The 21,779-nt window shown below is 60.7% G+C and carries 18 protein-coding genes; 6 read left to right on the top strand and 12 right to left on the bottom strand.

What is annotated here, in order from left to right; translation table 11 throughout:
* The 3 genes from HUU46_14480 to HUU46_14470 all read right to left on the bottom strand — a co-directional run bounded on the left by HUU46_14480 (position 1) and on the right by HUU46_14470 (position 4,813).
* A complete protein-coding gene (locus tag HUU46_14480; GenBank protein ID NUM54849.1) occupies positions 1-1,575 on the bottom strand; it encodes a TolC family protein in 1,575 nt (524 codons plus the stop codon).
* A gap of 241 nt (positions 1,576-1,816) precedes the next feature.
* On the bottom strand, positions 1,817-3,841 hold the full coding sequence (locus tag HUU46_14475; protein ID NUM54848.1) for a DUF2723 domain-containing protein: 2,025 nt from the start codon (positions 3,839-3,841) through the stop codon (positions 1,817-1,819).
* Positions 3,842-3,934: 93 nt separating this feature from the next.
* A complete protein-coding gene (locus tag HUU46_14470; GenBank protein NUM54847.1) occupies positions 3,935-4,813 on the bottom strand; it encodes an alpha/beta hydrolase in 879 nt (292 codons plus the stop codon).
* A gap of 90 nt (positions 4,814-4,903) precedes the next feature.
* On the opposite strand from HUU46_14470, the gene HUU46_14465 reads away from it, so the two are divergent.
* From HUU46_14465 to HUU46_14450, 4 genes are all read left to right on the top strand, one after another.
* A complete protein-coding gene (locus HUU46_14465) occupies positions 4,904-5,779 on the top strand; it encodes a glycerophosphodiester phosphodiesterase (protein ID NUM54846.1) in 876 nt (291 codons plus the stop codon).
* A gap of 80 nt (positions 5,780-5,859) precedes the next feature.
* A complete protein-coding gene (locus tag HUU46_14460) occupies positions 5,860-6,990 on the top strand; it encodes a dipeptidase (GenBank protein NUM54845.1) in 1,131 nt (376 codons plus the stop codon).
* Positions 6,987-7,673, top strand: a complete 687-nt coding sequence (locus HUU46_14455) for a hypothetical protein (protein ID NUM54844.1) — start codon at positions 6,987-6,989, stop codon at positions 7,671-7,673. Before HUU46_14460 ends, HUU46_14455 begins: the two co-directional genes overlap by 4 nt.
* A 192-nt stretch (positions 7,674-7,865) precedes the next feature.
* The gene (locus tag HUU46_14450; GenBank protein NUM54843.1) at positions 7,866-9,221 is read left to right on the top strand and encodes an MFS transporter; all 1,356 of its coding nucleotides are present in this window, start codon (positions 7,866-7,868) and stop codon (positions 9,219-9,221) included.
* 63 nt (positions 9,222-9,284) lie between these two features.
* Here the strand turns inward: HUU46_14450 and HUU46_14445 are convergent, their stop codons facing one another.
* The 8 genes from HUU46_14445 to HUU46_14410 all read right to left on the bottom strand — a co-directional run bounded on the left by HUU46_14445 (position 9,285) and on the right by HUU46_14410 (position 19,092).
* Entirely contained in the window at positions 9,285-9,527 is a 243-nt protein-coding gene (locus HUU46_14445) for a hypothetical protein (protein ID NUM54842.1), read from the bottom strand.
* 258 nt (positions 9,528-9,785) lie between these two features.
* A complete protein-coding gene (lepB, locus tag HUU46_14440) occupies positions 9,786-10,658 on the bottom strand; it encodes a signal peptidase I (GenBank protein ID NUM54841.1) in 873 nt (290 codons plus the stop codon).
* A 239-nt stretch (positions 10,659-10,897) separates the two neighbouring features.
* Complete coding sequence (locus HUU46_14435) at positions 10,898-14,290, bottom strand: M4 family metallopeptidase (protein ID NUM54840.1); 3,393 nt, start codon at positions 14,288-14,290, stop codon at positions 10,898-10,900.
* 329 nt (positions 14,291-14,619) lie between these two features.
* A complete protein-coding gene (locus HUU46_14430) occupies positions 14,620-16,182 on the bottom strand; it encodes a polysaccharide biosynthesis C-terminal domain-containing protein (protein ID NUM54839.1) in 1,563 nt (520 codons plus the stop codon).
* Positions 16,179-17,336 (bottom strand): glycosyltransferase family 4 protein, encoded by a 1,158-nt coding sequence (locus tag HUU46_14425; GenBank protein NUM54838.1) that lies wholly within the window; start codon positions 17,334-17,336, stop codon positions 16,179-16,181. The genes HUU46_14430 and HUU46_14425 overlap by 4 nt, the downstream gene beginning before the upstream one ends.
* Positions 17,337-17,387: 51 nt before the next feature.
* Positions 17,388-17,948, bottom strand: coding sequence for an MBL fold metallo-hydrolase (locus HUU46_14420; GenBank protein NUM54837.1), 561 nt, complete (start codon positions 17,946-17,948; stop codon positions 17,388-17,390).
* Positions 17,945-18,457 (bottom strand): pentapeptide repeat-containing protein, encoded by a 513-nt coding sequence (locus HUU46_14415; GenBank protein NUM54836.1) that lies wholly within the window; start codon positions 18,455-18,457, stop codon positions 17,945-17,947. The genes HUU46_14420 and HUU46_14415 overlap by 4 nt, the downstream gene beginning before the upstream one ends.
* Before the next feature lie 2 nt (positions 18,458-18,459).
* On the bottom strand, positions 18,460-19,092 hold the full coding sequence (locus HUU46_14410; protein ID NUM54835.1) for a hypothetical protein: 633 nt from the start codon (positions 19,090-19,092) through the stop codon (positions 18,460-18,462).
* A gap of 123 nt (positions 19,093-19,215) precedes the next feature.
* Here HUU46_14410 and HUU46_14405 point away from each other — a divergent pair, with 123 nt between their 5' ends.
* Positions 19,216-20,427 (top strand): ABC transporter permease, encoded by a 1,212-nt coding sequence (locus tag HUU46_14405; protein NUM54834.1) that lies wholly within the window; start codon positions 19,216-19,218, stop codon positions 20,425-20,427.
* A 39-nt stretch (positions 20,428-20,466) separates the two neighbouring features.
* The gene (locus HUU46_14400; protein ID NUM54833.1) at positions 20,467-20,913 is read left to right on the top strand and encodes a DUF1569 domain-containing protein; all 447 of its coding nucleotides are present in this window, start codon (positions 20,467-20,469) and stop codon (positions 20,911-20,913) included.
* Positions 20,914-20,920: 7 nt separating this feature from the next.
* Here the strand turns inward: HUU46_14400 and plsY are convergent, their stop codons facing one another.
* Positions 20,921-21,556: a glycerol-3-phosphate 1-O-acyltransferase PlsY gene (gene plsY, locus HUU46_14395; protein NUM54832.1), complete on the bottom strand. Its 636-nt coding sequence runs from the start codon at positions 21,554-21,556 to the stop codon at positions 20,921-20,923.
* Positions 21,557-21,779: the final 223 nt, after the last annotated feature.

Raw genomic sequence — 21,779 nt, 5'->3', positions numbered from 1 at the left:
CTACTTGCCGGCGGGTTTCTCGTCCTTTGAGACGGTCGCGACGCCATCGGCAACGGAATAGCCGGCAACCGTCTCGCCGGTGCTCGTGCGCACCCGGTGCCATGTCGCCTGCAATGCGACGCGCGCGAACGCGAGGTTGGCCTGGGCAGAAATCAGGTCGCGCTGTGCCTCGTTGAGCCGCACCAGCGGTTCCACTTGGCCTTCATAACCCTTCTGCACGAGGTCACGGTTCTCCTGGACCAGGACCGCGTTCGCGCGCTGCAAGACGAGGCGTTCCTGGGCGGCGCGCAGATCCTCGACGGCGGTCCGCACGTCGGACGCGACCGACAGTTCGGTCTCTGTTACAAGATGTTGCGCTTCGGCCCGGGCCGCCTTTGTTTCGCGCAGCCGCGCCAGATTGCGCCCGCCTGCAAACAGTTCATATGTTCCGGTCACACCAATCGTGGTGCCGAAGTCGTCCTCGCGAAACTCGAGGTTGTTGTTCCGCACGGCATCTTTCGAGACGTGCGCGCGGACTGTCGGATAGAAAAGCGATTTCGCGCGGCCAATCACTGCGTTCGCGCGTTCGATGCCCAACTCGTTCACCTGCAAGTCGGGGCGGTGCTCCTTTGCGTACGCCACGAGCCGATCGGGGTCGGGCGGCTCTAGCGTTTCTAACGACGCTTCTTCGAGCGGCGCGAGGTCCATCGTTTCCGGAAACTTCGCCTCCGGCATGGCAAGCAGTTCCGCCAATGCGATGAGCGCCATCGCGTAGCTCTGGCGCGCCGTGATCAACGCCGCACGCGCCGCGTTCACACGGACCTGGAAGTTCAGCACGTCGCTGCGCGATCCCGTACCGACTTTCTTGCGCAATTCCGCCTGTTTCAGTTGCAGTTGATTGAAGGCTTCGTCCGCTTCCGCGATGGCAATGTTCTCGCGAGAAAGCTGCGCCGCATAGTACGCTTGTGCGACCGCGTCGAGCAGAATGCGGTGTGCTTCAATCAGCGCGGCCTCCGTCTGCAGCTCGCCGAGGCGCGCCTCCAGTATCGCGAATTTCCGATCGAACCCGTTGAATACAATCCAGTCTGCCGCCACGCTGATTGTGTACGCCTCGAATTCGTCTTTCACCGCATTCCGCGCGTCGATCGAATACAGCGACGTTTTCAGCAAGTCCTGCACGATTGCCCGGTCCGTATTCGGGACGACGAGCGGGACGGGTTGAATCGCGGGATTGAACAGGCTCGAAATATTGTTGCTCACGATCTGCGCAAAGGTCAGCACTTCGCCCTGCAAGCGCGCCTGAGTGCCCAACGCGAACGACGTCCAAAACCCGTTCGATGCGGCCCGCTTGGCGAAACTGTAGTCGCTCTCCGAAATCCACGTGTTTGACGCCGACGCCGTCGCGAACACCGTCGGAAACCAAGCAGCCCGCGCTTGCTTCACGCGCGCCGCCGCCTGCGTCACGCGAGCTTCCGCGGCGTCGATAGACGGACTGTCCCGAATTGCCATCTCCTGCGCCATGGCAAGGTCGAGCAGCGTCTCGACCGCGGCTTTCCGCGCTTCCATTTCGGTGGCGGCGGCACTCGGTGAACTCATTTGCTCGGCGGTTCGCTCCGGCTCTGGAGTCGCTTCCTGTGCTTGGACGCTAATCGCCAGACATGCCGCCAGGGCAAACAATCGAAAGGTCATAATCCTGCCTGTACTTCTGTTGTTGCGGATCACGCTCGGGACCCGGAACGAACCGCTCCGTGTCTATTTCGATGCCGGCCAAGCGACAAAGGATTAATCCCTCGCATCCGGCGCTGAAAGCCTAACAGGGACTTGCGCACGATGCCAGCTACCACGGCGCTGGAGCGGTCGGAGCCTCGGCAATCTTTTGTTCGCAATATGCTGCAAGCGTCTTCGCCGTGGTGTCTTCCGGCGCGGATGCCGGCACCCGGTCAAACTCCGCTTTCGCGCGTTCGAATTGACCTTTCTTCATGTGTGCGCGCCCAAGATTGAGCCGCGCCATATGAAATTCGGGATCGAGTGCGCACGCCAGCTCGAAGTAGCGCTGTGCATCATCCATCAACCCGTAGCCCGCGGCCGCGCACCCGATGTTATTCAGCGACTCCTTGTTCTCCCTCGCGACGTGGGCCGCCCGCTCGAAGGCGTTCAGTCCCGCCGCCCGGCGGCCCGCGTCGAACTCCGCCCGGCCGCGCGCAAAATAGTATTCGGACAGGATGACCTCCGCAGACCAGTCATCCTCGAAATCCGACTCGTCCACCGATCGCCACGCATAGCGGTCCCACGGCGAATCGGGTTCGATGGGTTGCGCCGCGGGAGCATAACGGTAGAGCAGACCCTCGTTATACACGAGGATACCGTTCGCGCGGCGTTGTGCGGTGGTGTACACCGGACGCCCGCTGTTGTGTACCAACCACTCGAAGATGACCTGTTCGTCCTGCTCCGTCGGAATCTTCTGGAACGTCGCGCGCACCTCCTCCGGCATGTCGCGATACACACTCGCGATGGGATATCCATACGGGTTCGCGATCAGCACGTCCGGCCGCATCCGCTCCACGATTTGAAAATACATCACGGGAAACAGCGACAAATCGCTGTCGCCGAAATAAATCGCGCCCGGCGCGAGCGTCGCCAGAATATTTCGCGCGTAGTCGGACGCCAGGAAATACCTGCTCTTGTCGTTGCGGGAGAAGTTCGCGATGAACGGCGCAGCGACTGCAGCCACGCACAACCCCAACGCAACGACCGCGCGTACCGGCAGCCGCGGCGTCGCTGCGCACACCCCGGCGATCGCCGCGCCAATAAAGATGGCCGAAACCAAATACGCCGGAATCCAATACGTTGTGTTAAGCCAGATCGATAACCGGTCCGGGCCAAAATTTGGAATAAGTATGCCGCCAAGCACCGTGCCCAGCCATGCGAGAACCAGCATGACGCATAACGCAGGATGTTCGCGTTTCCACAACACGAGAAGGCCGAACGGCGCAAAGAGGCCGACGCCCATTGTGAATTGGCTCAGATAGACGCTTCCGAACGTCCTCGCCTGATCGAAGAACCGCTCCCATGATCGCGGGCCGTCCGTGATCATGAATCGGTACTGCGCCCGCGTCACCACGTCGACAAATGCGGGCCACGTCTCCGGGTTTCCCCAATCCATAGCCGGGTTCGCCATCGATCGAATAGGCAGGTACAGGTATACCGAAAGCCCAAGGAACGCGGCCAGCAGGGTGATAAGGTGCATCGTCCAGGCGCCCCACCGAAGGCCGCCAATCATGAGCACATACGCGGCGAACGCCGGCGCGCACAACAAAAGCACGTGGTGGTTCGCCAACCCCACGCCGAACAGGAATCCCGCCGCGTACAACAGACCGTTTCGGCGCGACTCCGCCCACAGGATGAGCAGCAAGATGCACGCCGCCGTAACGAGCGCGTTCAGCGAATACACTTCCGCGATCACGCTCTGTTCCCAAAACTCGAGCGAGAACGCCAGCGACAGCGCGCCGGCCAGTGCCGCAATCCGGTTGCGCGCGACAATGCAGAGTATCAGCGCCGTGCACAACACTGCGCCGCTTCCGCACAGCGCGGACAGCAGGTTGGCCCGCCACGCCGCGTCACCCGCGTACACGATCGTCATCACGATTTTCGCCGCGATGCACCACAGCGGATAGCCGGTGGGGTGGGGGATGCCGAGTGTCTCGGCCGCCGCAATCAGTTCACCGCTGTCTTCGCCATAGACGGTCGGCGCAAGCGTCCTCAGGTACACGGCAAACGAAATTGACAACGCGGCGGCGCCGGCTGCGTAATCCGCGAAACGCAACACGCGCGGGTACCGCACGTGCAACCGCGGTTGTGGCATTTCAGACGCACTGGCCATGATCAAGCCGATTGTAGCGGCTTGCCCCGCGCCATTTCCTGCTTCCACAAATGTGGCGCAAGTATGCCGCCGTGATTACCGCAGCGTTGTGACGAATGAATCGAACGCCTCGAGTACCTGCTCCGGCGCTTCGACCTGCGGATAGTGCCCAATCCCCTCGATCAGTACCACGTCCGCGTCTGGGACAATCCTTGCATACGTCTCCGCCATGTGACGCCCGGACACCGGGTCTTCCGGCCCGTTCACGAATCGGCGCGGCACGCTCGCCGCTTGCAGCGCGTGGACCCACCGGTCCCGATACTGCATGCGCTCGCGCATGTATCGAATGACCTTGTGCAACACGTAACGCCCGCCGTTATGCTCGATCAGCCTCCAAAACTGGGCCAGTTCTTCGCGAGACGGTTGCGTGTTCGGCCCGAAGATTTCGGAGAAACTTCTGTTAAAGGTCCGTTCGTTCGTGAGGCGGCCGATCAGCGCGCCGAACGGCCCCGCAAGCAGCTTCTGCATGGGCCGCGGCCGGTGTTCACCGGGAATGATGCCGCCGTTCAGAAAGCACACGCCGCGAATGCGCAATCCATCCGCTCCCGCCGCGTTTCGCTCTTCAAACCGCGCGAGCAGTTCCTGCGCCACGGTGTCCCCATAGTCGTGTGCAAGGATAATTGCAGCGTTCACGCCAAGGTCCGCCAACAACTGCTCGTGCAGCGTCGCCTGGTCCCGCAGCGAATACTCGTACGCGCGCGGTTTTGCCGAGAAGCCAAACCCAATCATGTCCGGCGCAATGACCCGAAAGCGCTTCGTCAGTTCCGGCCAAACCCACGCCCAGTCCCACGAGGCGGTCGGAAATCCGTGTATGCACACCAGCGGCTCGCCCGACCCTTCCTCAACGTAGAATATTGGGTATCCCCTGTAATCAAAATGCTTTCCTTTTGCGCACCATGCGTCCAATGAAGTCATACTCAGGCCTCTCCTCGCCTCGTCGTCCTCAGATACAGCCTGTGTATAATACGCACTTCGCGGATTGGCGCGACAATGGGAGCCCATCGAATGAGGTTTTATGCAACGCTCTGCGCGGCAGTACTTGCGTTCGCGGCTGCCGCGTCCGCGCAATCGCCTGCGCACAAGCCTTTCTTTTCCAAGCAAATCCTTCTCGGTGCGCACCGTGGCGGCGCCTCCCAATGGCCGGAGAACACGCTGTATTGCTTCCAGGAAGTGTTGAAGGCCCATCCTGACGTGCTGCTCGAAACCGACGCGCGCCTTACGTCGGACGGGGCCGTCGTTCTAATGCACGACAAGACCGTCGACCGGACGACAAACGGCACGGGCGAAGTCTCCACGATGTCGTTGGCGCAGGTGAAGGCCCTCGACGCGGGACACAAATTCTCGACCGACAACGGCGCGACCTTTCCGCACCGTGGAAAAGGCCTGACAATTCCGACTCTCAAGGAAGTGCTCGACGCGCTACCGGGCTCCCATGTCCTTGTCGAGCTCAAAGGCGAACCCGCGCTCGCCGACGCGGCAATCGCCGTCATTCGCGATGCCAAGGCCGAAGACCGCGTATTGCTCGCATCGTTCGTCCCGCCGACGATGGACCGCGCGCGCGAACTGGCCCCGTCGATGGCCTACTGCTACGACATGAAAACCGGCACGTCCCTGCTGATGGCATTGCGTGGTCCCAAGTGGGCGGACTATTTGCCGCAAGCGGATGTCCTCTCGATCGATCAGGGTATGATCGCCCGCTATAACATGACCTCCGAAGAAATTAAGAGAATGCAGGAGAAAGGGATTCGATTTCAGGTCCACACGATCAACGATCCGCACCGTATGAGGGAGTTTGTCATGCAGGGCGTGGACAGCATTCTTACCGACAACCCGTCCGAGCTCGCCGCGGTCATTGCCGAGTCCAGGACGGCAACGAAGTAACCCCGGCATCACGTGACAAGCGGGAACCCGTGTTGAAGAAACGGTTAATACAGGCGGCCGGTTGCCTCCTGACACTTGCGATGATCGGCGGACTTGCCGCGTTCATGTTCGTGCCGCCCTTGTTCGACTACTACAACAACGCCGTCGTTCGCGACGCACCGTTCGCGCCTTCCGCCGAGGCAAAAACGTTGCACGACGCCCTGTTCGTGGCGGATTTCCATTCGGACTCGCTGCTGTGGAACCGAGACCTCCTCGTCGAGAACGCGCGAGGCCACGTCGACCTCCCACGACTCGCGAAGGGCAATGACGCACTGCAGGTGTTCTCCGTGGTTACGAAGACGCCCAAGAAAATGAACTTCGAGATGAACTCCGGCGATACCGATAACATCATTACGCTCGCGATCATGCAGCGTTGGCCGAGAAACACCTACTCGAGCCTTCTTGAGCGCGCCATTTATCAGGCAGAGAAGTTGCATGCCACGGCGCGCCGGTCGAACGGCGCGCTTACCGTCATCACTTCCGGCCGCGGATTGGACGCGTTCCTCGACAAACGCAACGAAAATCGGAATGCTGTCGCGGGTATCCTGAGCATCGAGGGTATGCAATGCGCCGAGGGTAAACTCGACAACATTCAAACGCTCTACAGTGTAGGCTTTCGCATGATGGGTATTACCCACTTCTTCGACAACGAACTCGGCGGCTCTGCGCACGGCGTGTCCAAGGGCGGCCTTACTCCGTTTGGCCGCGATTGTGTGAAGAAGATGGAAGAGCTGCACATTCTCGTCGATGTCGCTCATGCGTCCCCCGCGGTAATCGACGATGTGCTTGCCATGGCTACGCGCCCGGTCGTTCTGTCGCATGGCGGCGTCAAGGGTACCTGCAACAATGTTAGGAACATCAGCGACGAACATATCAAAGGCATCGCAAAGACCGGCGGCGTTGTCGGTGTCGCGTACTTCGATACCGCCGTGTGCGGGAATGACGTAAAGGCCATCGTCGCTGCGATTCGATATGTCGCGGACATCGGCGGAATCGATCACGTCGGGCTCGGCTCCGATTTCGACGGCGTCGTCACGACTCCGTTCGATACGGCGGGTCTCGCCGAGATCACCGAAGAACTCCGAAAGCAGGGTGTTCCCGGCGTCGACATCGCGAAAATTATGGGCGGCAACGCGCTGCGCTTGCTTCGCCAGTCCCTCCCCGAATCGTGACGCGCGTTCTCCGCGAGGCGGACTTGTATCCGCCGCTGCGCGACTATCTCGAAGCCATCGGTTACACCGTCCGCGCCGAAGTGAACGGATGCGACGTCGCCGCTACCAGGGGGGACGAGCTGATCGTGATCGAACTCAAACGAACGCTCAACGTTTCTCTGTTGGTCCAGGCCGTCGAGCGCCAACGCGCAACCGATTCCGTCTACATTGCGATTCCCCGGCCCAAGGGCGGCGCATGGACGCGTCAATGGCGCGGCGTCCGGCGCTTGTTGCGGCGGCTCGAGGTCGGCCTCATCTTCATTGCGCCGCGATCGCGCATACGCCGGGTCGAGATCGTTCTCCAACCCGAACCTTCCCAACGGCGCAAGCAAAACAAGGTCCGCCGCTCCATGCTCGAAGAAATGACGGGCCGCAGCGGCGACTACAACACCGGCGGCAGTAGCCGCCGTAAACTGGTCACAGCGTACCGCGAGGCCGCGCTCCGCATCGCGCTGAAGCTCGCCGAAAGCGGCCCCATGACCACCCGAGCGTTGCGCGCCCTCGGCACAGGCCCACGCACGACGCCTATTCTCTACGATAACGTCTACGGCTGGTTTCAGCGCGTCGCCCTGGGCACCTACGCCCTCACCGAAAAGGGCCGCAACGCCTTGGTCGAATATGCCGAACTCGTAGCGCGTTTTTGATCGTTTCCATGTTTCTCCGCAGTCATTTCGTTATCGTGTACCGGTTCCGGTAAACTATCACGTTTAGGAATCCGCCCGTCTCCGGGAACGAATTCCCCGCGCTGCGGATTGCTACTGGGGCGGCCCCGGTACGCATATACCCGCGTATCCGCATAGGGCGCGCGTCCCGGCCCGTTGGCAAAAGGACTTATTGTGGGTATCCCTGTCATAGCGGACTTCAGCAGGTTGACCGGCGGTTCGCGCCGCTTCCTGTTCTTCATCGTCTTCAACGTTGTTTCCTGGCAATGCATCGTCGGCCCGGCGATGATCCTGTTCGCCCGCTCGCTCGATATTCAGCCCTCGCTGGTTGGCTTCCTGATTTCCTTTATGCCCCTGTCCATGCTGCTCGTCGGCCTGACCGTACCGCTGGTAAACCACTACGGCCCGAAACGCGTCATGCTCACCGGCTGGCTGCTGCGCAATCTGCTCGCCGGCGCGGTCTTCCTGATCCCACTCGTGCGCGGATGGGGTCTTCACTACGCGCAGTTCGTGCTTGTCGCGAGCATCCTCGCATTCTGCATTTTGCGCGCAATGGGTGCCGGCGGTTGGTTGCCCTGGCTTCACGAGCTGGTGCCCGTCGATCAGCGCGGCGCCTATTTCAGCATGGAAGCCGCGATCACCCAGTTGACCAGTGTCGCCGTTGCGCTGGTTCAGGCGGTGCTCCTTACCGGCCCAGCCGACGACTGGCGCTTCCTCATGGTCTACGGCATCGGCATAGCCGCCGGGTTGGCCAGCCTTGTATGGATGGCGCTGATCCCCGGCGGCGGTCCGACCCGCGCCACGGCGGCGCCGGAAGTAAGTTACGTCGGCTACCGTGCCGCGTTTCGAGACCACGCTTTCATGGCGTTCGTCGTCACTGCGGCGTTCGGCTATTCCGCCCTGACCTGGCTGCTCGGTTCCGCGCTCGTGCTGTACATGCGCGACGCGCTGACGCTGACGCCCGCTGTCATCATGAGCATTACGGCGGCAGGCAGCATGGGAATCTTCCTCACAATCGCATCGTGGGGACGTTTCGCCGACTACGCGGGCAGCGCGGCCGCGATGTTTTGGTCGATGCTCGGCCACGCCGTCTGCGCCCTCCTGTGTATGGCGCTCGTGCCGGGCGCGGCATGGACCAAGGTCGCGCTATGGTCCGTTTTTGTCGTTGCCAGCGTGTTCAACGCCGCGTTCAACGTTGCCGCGAACCGCGCGATGCTCGGTTACATCTGCGCGCAGCGCCGCGTCGTCTACTCGAACATTTGGAGTATCGGCACGTCACTCGCCATCGGGATTACGCCGATCGCGGCTGGGTACCTCATCGACCATCTTCACGGCGTGGGGTTCTACGCATGCTTCTCCCTGGCGGCGTTATTCAGTGTCGCATGCGGGTTCTTGAGCCGCGTCTTTGTGCGCGAGGCGAATCGCGGCGCCGCGGCCGCACCCATCGCGCAGGCCGAGCCGGCAACCGCGCTAAACCAACCCGCCGGCGCGGCGCCTTCCGCTGCGGACGCGACTCGGCTCGCATCGTGAAGAAACGGTGCAAGCTGCGTACGGAAGCTTCCGCGCACGCGCAACGAAGACGCTCGCCGGGAACTATCTCGCCCGGTTGAATTCCGGTCGCATTCGGTAGGGATCGGACGATTCGGCTATCTTGAGGAGGTGCGTCTGCTGCTTTTGCAGCGCCTGCGAGATGCGCCGCAGCAATTCGTGGTCCACCTTGCGATCGGCGGCAATCGCACCGTCGATCTCCGTCGATAAGTACCGTAAGGCAGTACTCATCTCTTGCAGCAGGTGCATCGCCTGCTGCCGATACTCGTTGGCCTGTATGGTTCTCATGGGTGTCTAGCGCCCTCCAGCCGCTATCCCTATGCGGCCCGCATGGGACCCCGTGCCACTTCGCCTCGACGTCGAGACTTGGGCTTAAGTGACGCAAGACATGGGCCAAACGGGACTTCGACCTTAAGTCATTATCTTGCAGGCGGGTAGGCGTTTTCGCGGGAACAGGCAAGTACGTTGTGTGTTCGACCACAACAACTGTGTTGTCACGCGTGACAACCTGTTACCAAGCGAATCTCGCCGAATCCGGGTGCGCCGTTACGGCGCCGGAACGTCTGAAAACGCGGCGGCATGGTTTGCCAGCGAACCTCGCCTCCCCGACGGCGCGTAGACAAACCACACGCGGCCCACCAAATCAGCAATTGGCCTTGGCCCCCACGCGCGGCTATCCTCGCTATCGTTTCGGTTGTCGCCAAGCAGGTACACGTTTCCGTCAGGGACCGTCGTCAACGCAAGCTTTCCTTCCGCCGGTCCGTTTGTGTACGTCTCGCCGACGGGCTGCCCGTTGACGAACAGGTTGCCGTTCGCGATCTCAATCGTGTCAGCGCCGAACGCGACAAGCCGCTTGACCAGGAAGTCGCCGGGATTCTGCGGATCGGGCAGCACGACCACGTCGCCGCGTTCGTAGCGCGGCGGGCGGACCGCGATAATCCGGTCGCCCGGCTTCAACGTCGGCTCCATGGATTTCGTCGGCACTTCGTAAAAACGCATTCCCTTAACGAAGTACAGGTAGAAAAACGGCAGCACGATGATCAAAAGCGCGACGCTGACGATGTTTCGAATGTCTTTCGCCGAAATCATCGATCCTCCCAGGCCCCCGGAAACTGCGGCCCGCTGCTTAACGTTTACCGCCGCCGGAATCTCGTACGGCTTCGGTTCGAAGATGGACATGTCAATGGCCTCGCCGTCCGAGTCGTCCTCCTGCTCCCGCGGCACGGCGTCGCCCGCCGCTTTTGCCTCGTTCAAACGCGCCTGAATCTGCTCGTACCGCTTCCTCAGATGGTCGCGCTGCCGCAGTAGATCGATATTCTCCGGCGAACGCTTCAGGTCCTTGTGAATGTAGCGAAAATTCTTTCGAATGCGTTTCGCTTCCGCATGAAGCTTTGCGATTTCGTCGCCGTCTATTGCCATTTTGCCCTACCCAGTATGAATCCCGACGCGCACCGGACTATTCCGTCATGATACTTGGCGCCGAACTCGAAAAACGAACAAGACAGCACGAGACTCTTCAGGGGGCATCGGTCCGCGTCGAAGGTACTTTGGCGGTCGCACGATACGGTTTGCACGCGCAGTCCAATGCGCCGGCCCCAAACGAAAAAATGCGAGGCGCCAACTGCGTTGACGCCTCGTCATACGGTATCGACTAATACCTAACGCTTCTCGAGTATATAGTTGATCATCGTCTGAACGTCTGAGGCGTCTTCCTTCCCGTCGCCGTTCACGTCCGGATCGATGCCCTGCTCGGATGTACCCAACAATCCGCGCACCACGAGTTGCAGATCAACCGAGTTCACCTTGCCGTCGCCGTTGGTGTCCAGCTTCATGTCGGCCCCGACGCTTACCGCGTTCGATAGTACCGGGGCGCCGCGCAGGTATATGGGTTGCCCGCCATACGTCCCGATGGAAACGGTCGCCGGAAGCACCTGGAAGTACCATAAGTCGCCCGGCTTTGTCGCCGCGCGCGGCACGACCGTCAGGTTCGTGTACGCCGGCACGATGGCATTGTCCTTAAACCAGTAGATCGTGGACGGACCCTGCGGCAAAGACGGATGCACGTACGTGTAGCTCGCAACGAGATTGTCGCTGTCCGTCGGCGAGGTCGGCGTGAGCGACAGATTCGTCGCCTGCGGCAATACATCTGATGTAACAACAATAGCGGTGATAATCTGGCACGACGTGAGCTGGCCCGCAGCGGCACACAGGATCATGCCGTACACACCGTCTGAGACGCCTGTCGTGTCCCAACTGAACTCCCCAGTCTGTGCGTCGAGCGTTGCCCCAGTCATCTGAGGTACACCGAGCTCAGTCAACGGGAACATCGCGTAGGTCGGTGGACCCTGCGTCGAAAGCGCCGTTGCCGTGAACTCGTGGACCGTGCCCGGTTCGAGGAACGCAATCGGTACCGGTTGCAACTCGAGCCCTACCGAATCCGGCAATGAATTCAGGTTGGAATCGGCCGGGTCCGCGCTTTGGCCGTTGAGTATGTCGTTGACGTCCAGCGGTACGCCGTTTCCGTCGGAGATGCCGACGACGGCGCGCTCGGCGGTAAGGGCAAGATATGTGAACCGGATTTGTCCGCCATAGAACAACTCGCACTGCACCGTGTTTCCAAACGTTTCGCCGGGTGTGCCAAGGTTGCTCGAATCAAAAGACGGTACCTCTTCGAATGTGATAACCAGTCGATCATCGAGTGTGCGCGCCCAAACCTCTCCGCCGCTCCTCGGGTCCAGATCGGAGTAGAGGAACGAAATTCGCGGCGTCGCAAAGTGGCTCGTTCGGCTTATGGTTGGGTTAAGGGTCACTGCCTCGTACTGGTCGGTCGCCGCGGCAATGAACCCGTTCGCCGAGACAATCAGGTCACCCATTAATCGTCCAAAAAACGGGATCGGAATACTCGATTCGAATGCGACCGCCCCGTCATCCGCCATCGAGAGCAAGAAGTAGTCCTCCTTCGCTACAGGAAGCGTCCCGTCAAAATTGGGCGCAATTTTTACCGCGCTTGCACCGTGCGCGTCGTACGTCGTGTAGTTAAAGTACACCTCAGGCTTTTCCGTAGCGGGGCCGATAAGCGGCACTGCGCCGGCGGGAACGATCGTAATCTGCGTGTTCGATAGGTCAGTCCCGTTCGAAAACGCTTCAGTCAAAAAGTTCACATCAACCCCGACTGTCCCGCGCGCGAACAGCGGTAGGTTGCCTGGGAAGCTGCCACTACGGGGAAAGATGCCGTAATAAAAGTCCGTCCCCGCGCCGCCGCCCGGCGTATCCACCAGGCTTTCAGCCCCATTGATGACCGAGGCGATAACGGTGCCATCGGTATTGTTCACCGGGAACCGGTCGGAATTGCGGACAACATCTACTCCAGTAAAATCGCCACCTGTCGGGTTTTTCCACGTCAAGGCGACGCGGCTGTCACCCGACCGGCCCGCGGCGCGGAAATGGCGCAGCGGATCGAACTTAAACTCGAGAATCCGCGTCGCGTACAGCGCCCGCTCAACATTGTCGATTTCGTCATCGTTCAGCCCGAGGTTCTCCGCCGCGACAATCAACTGGTTGCCGAAGTCGGGGTAATCCGAACCCTCGCCGAGGAGATTGGTCTGGCACTCATAGTAAAGTTCGGCCACGGTCGGAATGCCCATGGGGTCGATGATGTAGCCATTGAACGTGTCGCCGTCGGTTAGGAGATAGCACAGTTTGTTGCTCACGCCGGAATTCGTGTGGACACCTCCATTGTCACTCGAATCGAATACCCAGAATGGCCCCAAATACGTGTCCGGATCGGACATGGCCGGCGGGTTTTTCATGCTGCGAATCGCTCCGCGATTCGCAATGTCCTCACCAACTAGCCACTTGACTTCCGGCGTATCCGTTCCGGCTGCATTCGCCAAATCGATAAATTCGCCCCAAACATCTGAGAATGATTCATTAAGCGCGCCTGACTCATACGAATAGATTAAATTCGACTCATGTTGCGTTACGCCGTGTGTAAGTTCGTGGCCGACGACGTCGTCAGTCACCCAGCCTTCGCCGAAGAACATCCGCACGCCGTCCCAGAACGCATTTCGGAAAGGGCAGAATCCATAGCAAAAGCGCACGGTGGCATCCATCGTCATACCCGCGCCGTCTATGCTGTCGCGGCCGTGTTCGGATAAGTAGAAATCATACGTGTCGCCGTAAAAGTCGTACGCGGCATCCACATCGTGGATGTTTGTGGCGGGCTGACCTTCCGCGCGCCGCAAAGTTCCGATTGCGTCCGGCACGTTCTCCGCGTCGTAGATGGTGCGATTCTTCGCCTCGAGGATCATGGGTATGCGCAGGGCCGTTGCGCCGCTGTGCGCGTCTATCAATATCCGCTCCGCGATCACCACGGCGGCGCCTGCGTTGCTCGCTTCAACGATGTAGACCAATCGCACTGCGCCTGTTGCGCCGATCACCGGAGGCGCATACAAGTATAGCGCGGGATCGTTTGTCTCAAAGTCGATGCCCGGGTTTTCGTCTTCCAGTACCCCGGCCGCTAGAATCGCCGCTTCGTCGCCATCCAACAATGGAGTCAGCGACAACTCACCCGAGTACACGCGCGGAGCGTCACGCATTATGTCGCTCAGGATGGAAACAATTCCGCCGTCGGGCTTCATCTGAACAATCGCCTGCGCGCCGAACACCGGGACGCCTTTGTACACCTGATCCAATTTGACGAACGTGCGCGCGTTTTCCGACTTCACACGGTTGGTTGTGAACGTCACCCCGGCGTGAATTCCGAACGCAGCGTCGTGTTCTTTCAAGAACGACTTGGCGATCGCGTCTGGCGCGCCCGCCTTCTTTGCCGATGGACTTGGTTGAAATGCGTTACCGGAAGGCGCGGCGACGTGGCGCAGGTAGCCCTCCGGGGTTGTCGAACTGCGGGGATTGTCCAGCATGTTAGGGCCGGACATCGTCGTCAGCACGCCGCGCACCGCATCTTCGGTATCCGCCAGCGCGTACGGCGCCGACGCGGCGCACACAAAAGCCACCCCCACTGCAAAAATCACAAGCTTGCCGGACCGCATGAAACCTCTCCCGCGTGAGAACATTGCGCCATACTGCCTCGCGGCGTACAGCACATCCTCCGTTGTTCACGCAATGGTGCGTCCCGTACCGCTCTGCTTGCGAAAAGCGCCCCCGCGGCAAGCACATCGGTACACCCTAGGCCACTACCCAGTCAGTACCTCTACTGGTGTACGTTAAAATTCGCAGACCACACACGCGCCATCGCCGCGCCAGAAGATTTCAACACACCGGTAGTTAATGGCATCAGAATACGCGTGCGATCAATACGTGTCAAGTGCCATCTCGACGTGCCTGGAATGTGCACTCGTGCCGGGGGCCTGCGTAAGCGTCAATCGCATTTCGGGTTGTGCTCGCGGATTGTTTGCACCTGCCCACCCTTGATGGTGGTTATTAAATGACGCAAATGAATAATTCCAATAAATTCTAGCGCGGCCAGCGCCAACGCGAGAAGGAGCGCTCCCGATACGGCGCTCGTGACCGGGTGATCGAGATGTATGAGCCCATAGCGCCTGAGCACGTGCGCAGCGAGCCCGCAGCCGGCGCTTATCAGCACGCTGACCATGATCGCCTTAATGGATACCCGAATCGCCAACGCGCGGCGAATGACGACAAGGCTGGTACCCATGACGCAGGCATATCCGAGCACTCCCGCGATGGCGGCGCCGCGGATTCCAAATGCATACGTAAGCGGCACGCTGAGCGCGACGTCGAAGACGAGTCCGCAGATGACCGCTACGCCCGCAGCCCTCGCCTGGTCGATTCCCGCGAGCACGTGCAGGTTGATATACGAAAGGAAGAACGCAATGCCCCCGACTGCCAACACGTCAAACGCGTCCCCTGCGTTCAGCACGTTTTTCCCGAACAGCGTCGTCATGAGCACGTCCGAGCCGGACGCGATAAGCACCCCCGCGGGCAACATGACTCCAATCGCCGTGTCGTAGATGCGTTGCACACCCTCGGTCAATAACGCGTACTCCTTACGGAGCCACAAGGTCCGCACCATCGGCAACAGGCTGATGCCCGCCGCGATCATCAGGCTGTACATGATCGTGATGGTGGGCAGTGCAATCTGGTACGCGGCCGCGTCGAGAAGTTCCTTGCGCACGAGCGAAATGATCATCGTATCGACGGAAGAAAACACAACGATCCCGCCGAACCCGGCGCTCAGCCACTTCCCCGAATCGAACACGTGGCGCACGGCCTCCGGACGCCACGTGAAGCGCGCGCGAACTATATGCGGGAAAGACACCCACAGCGCAATGGCCAGCACCGCCGCCTCGGCAAGTGCGCCGAGGGTGTACGCCGCGGCGGTCGCGCGGATTCCCCAACCGGCGTGCAGCAACGCAACAGCGCTGCCCAAGCACAAAATCGCGCGCGCAAGGTCGGCGGCGTTGCGCCAGGCAATGGCCTGCAAGCCAAGCAGCACCTGCTGCGCGCATTTGAACATCAGCACCAGCACCGCGTGCAGCGCGAGAATGCGGAACAACGACGCCGACGCCGGGTGCGCAAGCGTGCGGAACAACGCGGGCGCATCCGGAAACGCCGCCACCCACGGCGCGGCCAGGGGCGGCACGGCCAAAAAGGCGGCAACGACGAATGCCGTGATGAATCCCTGGGGAACAAGCGATCCCAACGCGATCGATTTGATTGCGCTGGGATCTCCTTCCTCGCGATAGCGCGTGATGAACGGCACCAGCCCCGGATCGAAACCGAACGTGACGATGGTCTGTACGATCATGACGCAGGAAAACACGACGTAGAACAGGCCGTACTCGTCCTGCGACAGGTTCTTGTACAGGACTATGCGCAACACGTAGAACAGCGCCCCGGTCAGCAGCGTTGTCAGCACTGTCAGAGCCGCGTGCTGCGCAAACTGCCGGGCGTAATTCATGCCCGATTACCCATGGCGCAGCGCACAGCGTCTACAAATGCGTCCGCGGCGCGCTCAATCGTGAACGGCGCGATCGATGCTCGCGCGGCATCGCGCATCGCACGGTGCCGCTCCGGGTGAGCGAAGTACGCGTCAATGGCGCCTGCGAGCGCGTCGGGGTTGCGCGCGGGAACGACGAATCCGTTTTCGCCGTCGCGGATGAGGTCGGGCGTCGCGCCGCACGCGTCGGTCGCAATCACCGGCACGCCGCAAGCCAGCGCTTCGTTGATTACCAGCCCCCAAACTTCCTTGCGCGAGGGCACGATCAAGGTATCGCCCAAGGCGTAATACGCGGACATATCGCCTGGCTGGGCAAACCCCGCGAATACAACGCGGCCGGAGATACCCAATTCCTTCGCGCGCGCGCGGTACTTCGTTTCGTGTTTGCCACTTCCCACGAGTACAAGCGTTATGTCGCTTTCGCCCAATTTCGAAAATGCTTCTATCAAGTCTCCAACACCCTTCAAGTCGAGCAGGTTTCCGCAGTAAAGCACAACATATTTCGTCGCTATTCCCAGCCGCGCCCGCAATGCAACGCCATCCGATGCCGCACACGCATTTGCGAAATCTGCCAGTTCGACGGTGTTGTGGGCGAGGAACGTCTTGTCCGTGTTCGCGCCGAGCGACACGAGATATTCTTTTGCGCGCGACCCGTATGCGACCCACGCGCCCGCGCCGCACACCAGCGTGCGCACCCACGGCTTGGTCACGCGCCGCACGAATGTCGTTTCCGCCGGCGTGCTGCCGCTCCACACGATAAACGGCGTTCCGGTTCGCCTCGCAAATCGCGCAGCAAGGAACGCCGCCGGCGTATCCCACCCGCAGCAAATGATTGCGTCTGGCTTCAGACGCGCCAATTCGCGGCGCAACGTGTAGTTAATGAGGACGACGTTGTATCGGCTGCCAAGAGGAATGGTGTAGTGGGGCAACGTCCGAATCCGGGCACGCGCGCCCGGCGCGTCCGCCGGCCACGCGCGCACGGATCGAATGTCGCCGAGTATCCACACGTCAAGATCGAAGCGTTCGGCGAGGGCCTCGAACAAGGGGATGCGCGTCGGCGACAGGAAGTTGTGCAGCAGCACCACGCGCACCGATCTCGAATTCCACTCACTCATGTTCGCGCATGGTAGGCGCGCGCGGGTAACGATGCAATACAGCGGGTCCCTTTACACGAAAAAAGGATTGTATTTCTTCTCGACTGCCACGGTACTGGATGGCCCATGCCCGACGTGCACCAGCGTGTCGTCCGGCAGCGTGAAGATGTGCTTTCGGATCGAATCAAGCTGCAAATCATAGTTCTCTTTCGATCCAGTGCCGCCGACCGAGCCCGCGAAGAGCGCATCGCCGGTAAAGACGTGTCCGGGAAACGCAAGGCTTAAGCCGACCGGCGTGTGGCCGGGCGTCGAGTAAACGCGCCCGGTGAGCGATCCCAACCGGACTTCGCCGCCGTGTTTGACAATTCGCGCGCCGCAACCACCGACGGGAGACGTGCCCGAAATGACCTCCGCGCGAAACCGCTTCACGTACTCGCTCAGCCCGTCGGTGTGGTCGAAGTGATCGTGCGTGATGAAAACTTTCGAGAGCGTCAGCCCATTCTCGGCAAGAAAGGCGCACACGCGCTCGTCGAAATCGCCCGCATCGATCAGCATCGCGTCGCGCGTCGTGGGGCACGCCGCGATGAACGAATTAACTTCGTTTACGTTCAGTAGAAAGTGCTTGACGATCATCGCCGCACCCCCTCAAGCGTCGCACTTTCAAAATTTGCCTGGCCCTCGGCCCCGCGCAGGTCCGCGCCGCTCAGGTTTGCACGCCGGAAAATCGCGCGCGTGATGTCGGCACCGCGAAACGACGCGCCTTGAAAGTCGGCGTTGCCCGGACGCGAGTAATACAGGTTTGCGCGGTCGAACCTGGCGCGATGCCCCCTCGTTCCCACGAGGTTCGCGCGCTGCAAATTGGCGCCGGTGAAATCCGCATCCGAGACGTCCGCGCCGCCGAGGACAACAAACTCGCAGTTGGCGCCCGAAACGTCCGCGCCGCTCAAATCGGCTTCATCAAGGATCGTTTCGCGAAGGTTCGCTTCGCGCAAATTGGCCCCGGAAAGATCGGCGTGGGAGAGACGCACACCGCTCAAGTCCGCTCCGGACAGATCGACGCCGCGCAGGTCCGCACCAGTCGCGGAGCCGGAACGTATCAATTCGAGCGCCTGTGCGCGATCCATCGCCGGTGCGTTGCCCATGATCAAAAATCGTCCTGGCCACTGACCTTCTGCTCGATCCAGTCCCCGTAATACGCGGCCTCCTTCACGGCTGCTTTGATCTCGGACTTCGTGACTTCGCTCGCGAGGAAGCACATCGTCAACACAAACCGCTCGTCGTCGCCTTGCTTGGCGAGTGCGACTGCGCCCTGAATCAGCTTCATGTTCGCGCGCAGCGCCCACGCGTACGAGGTCTCGTCCGCCTTGCCGCAGATAGTGTACACCTGGATCAGCGCGACGCCGTCCGCGCGACTGAACCGGCGGATGTGAACTGCCTGGGTGCGGCCGTCCTTCAACTTCACACGAACAACGTAGCCCTCGTCGTCCGGCTCGACCTGCCTCACCCCCTCCTTCGCGCATGATTTCGCAAGTTCGTCGAATGTCGGCGGCGTGGACTCGAATTTCGGCTTCACGCCTTTCAACGCCGCGGACGCTCTGCCGAGCATATCGTCAACGGACCGCTTCACGTCCACGTCCATCTCGTCGCTGGCATCCTGCAACGCATCGAGCGCCTTGGTCGCCACCTTGCCGAGCAGCTCGACGGCGTCGCGCCGCGTCACCCAACCCGCGCGCGTATCTCTGATTTTTTCGATGGCCCCGTCAATCTCTTCCCACATGGTCGTAACTCCTGCGCACCGAACGTATTGTAGCGAACGCTACCAGCCGGTGTCACCGTTGCGCGGCGGGTGAAGCGCCGCGCAACCGGATGCTATACTGCATAGTCTAAACGCAGGATAGCTATGTCTTGGCTTGAATACATGCGCGTTGCCCTCGATTCGGTGGCGCAGAACGGGGTCCGCTCGTTCCTGACGATGATCGGCGTTACGATCGGCGTGCTTGCCGTCATTTTGCTCGTCGCGCTTGGTGAGGGCGCGCAGGCCTATGTCGCAAAAGAATTCGCGGACATGGGCACCAACCTGCTTATCATCACGCCCGGCAAACAGGAAACCTCCGGCATGATGCCGATCATCGCCGGCAGCTTCCGCAAGCTCACGTACGAGAACTCGAAGGAGATTCAGCGCAACGCAGTCGGCATCAAAGAGGTGTCGCCCGAAGTGCTCGGCGCGGGCTCGGTGAAATACCGCGACCGCGAACGCGACACAATGATCCTCGCGGTGACCCCCGCCCTCGAACGCATCCGCGACGTCCACGTCGATATCGGGCGCTTCCTCAACGAAAACGACATCGAGAAGAACAACAAAGTCTGTGTGCTCGGCGCGGGGCTGCGCGACGAGTTGTTCGGCAGCACCAACCCGCTGGGCGAGCGCGTATCCATCAACCGGAGCAAACATCTCGTCGTGGGCGTGATGCAGCGCAAGGGCGTCACACTGGGGATCGACGCGGACGATATCGCGCTCGTGCCCCTGCTCAGCGGGCAACAGATGTTCTACGGCGGCGAAGACGAGCTCTACCAAATCGTCGTCCAGGCAAACAGTCCGGATGAGACGAAGGTCGCGACGGATTCCATGAAAAAGATTCTCATCGCCGCGCACGACTACACCGAGGATTTCACCATTCTCGACCAAACGTCCATGCTTGCGACGCTCGACAAGATATTCGTTGCACTCAAGGTCATGCTCTCGGGCATCGCGTCAATTTCGCTGCTCGTCGGCGGTATCGGCATCATGAACATCATGCTGGTGTCGGTGCGTGAGCGCACGCGCGAGGTCGGCATCCGCAAGTCCGTCGGCGCGACCCGCCGCGACATCGGCATGCAATTCGCCATCGAGGCGATTACGTTGAGCTGCATCGGCGGCGTTGCCGGAATCCTGCTCGCCTACGCGGGCACCTGGGTGATGCGGCAGTTCTATCCGTCGTTTCCGATCGAGGCGTCCATGTGGTCCATTGTCGTCGCGTTTGCGTTCAGCGCGACGGTTGGCATCTTTTTCGGCGCGTACCCCGCGCTCAAGGCGGCGAGTGTTGACCCCGTCGAGGCCTTACGCTACGAGTAAGCGCGCAAGTCGCGATTCGCCGCAAGTACAATCATTACCGTGCGCACCTTCGATCACGATTACGTTAACGACATCATCGCCCGCCTAAACCGCATCAAGCCCGGCGCGAAACCCGTCTGGGGAACCATGACGCCCGAACAGATGATCGGGCATCTCGCGTTTTGGGTGAGATACTCGATGGGAAAGGGCGAAGCGCTTCCGTTCGCCGGAAACTGGCTCACGCGGAACGTAATTGGTCCGCTCACTTTGAGTGGGTGGCTGCCCGTCCCGCGCAATCTGAAGGTCGAATCGAAATTGTCCGTTCCCCAACCGGTCCCGGCTGACACCGAAACCTTTCACGCCGTGCTCGAAACGTATTTGGAGCTCGTGCAGTCCGGAGAAATAAAACCCCACGCTCACCCGTTCTTCGGAGATATCGGAATCGATGGGTGGGCGCGTATGCACGTGGTGCATTTCGAACACCACCTCAGGCAATTCGGCGTGTAAATCCACGCTACTTCAATTCTTTTGAAAAAACTTTGCTTTCCTCGCCGCGGATAATTCGGCCGATGTTCGCGCGATGCTTCACGATGACCAGCAACGCGACGATCGTCACCACGATGCGCAGCGCCCAACCTCCCGGCATCAAGTGCGTCGGCGCGGTAGCGACATCGTGCGGAATGAGATACACGCCTGCGGTCATAGCGATGGCCCCGCCGATCGAACCCACGCTGACCATCCGTGTCGCAAATACCAAAACAAAAAAAGTAACAGCCGCGGCAAGCGTCGGCAATGGACACAGCGCGAGGAACACGCCGAGACTTGTCGCGACGCCCTTGCCGCCTTTGAAACGCAGGAAGACCGACGCGAGGTGGCCGAGAATCGCCGCGATACCGCACGCCAGCGCCGCGTACGGCCAGTCGCTCAGCCGCGAGACGAACAACACCGGAATCAGGCCCTTTAGCGCGTCGCCCGCCAGCGCGGTCGCGCCAAGGCCCTTTCCCAACACGCGCATCGTGTTCGTCGCGCCGATGTTCTTACTGCCGTGTTCGCGGATGTCAACCTTGCGCAGCCACAACCCCAGCCAAAGGCCCGTGGGGACCGAGCCGAGGACATACGACGCAACAATGGCGAGTACCGTCGCTAACATGCCGCCGTCTTCCACAATTGAACGAATTTGGATTCTGGATTTTGGATTCTCGATTGAAGACCAACCTCGTAGGCGCAGACCCTCCGCCCGGCGTTGTTTAGGTCCTTCTTGTCCTTTGGGTCGTTTCGCTCTTGCTCCGCGCACATGAGCGAATCGCGCGCACCTGTCGCCGTCCACTGCGCGCCGCCATACTTCCAATCCAAAATCCAAAGTCCAAAATCCA

The organism is Candidatus Hydrogenedentota bacterium, from assembly GCA_013359265.1.
Lineage (GTDB): Bacteria > Hydrogenedentota > Hydrogenedentia > Hydrogenedentales > SLHB01 > JABWCD01.
Note: the sequence above shows the minus strand (reverse complement) of the source record. Positions and strands in the feature narration are given on the sequence as shown.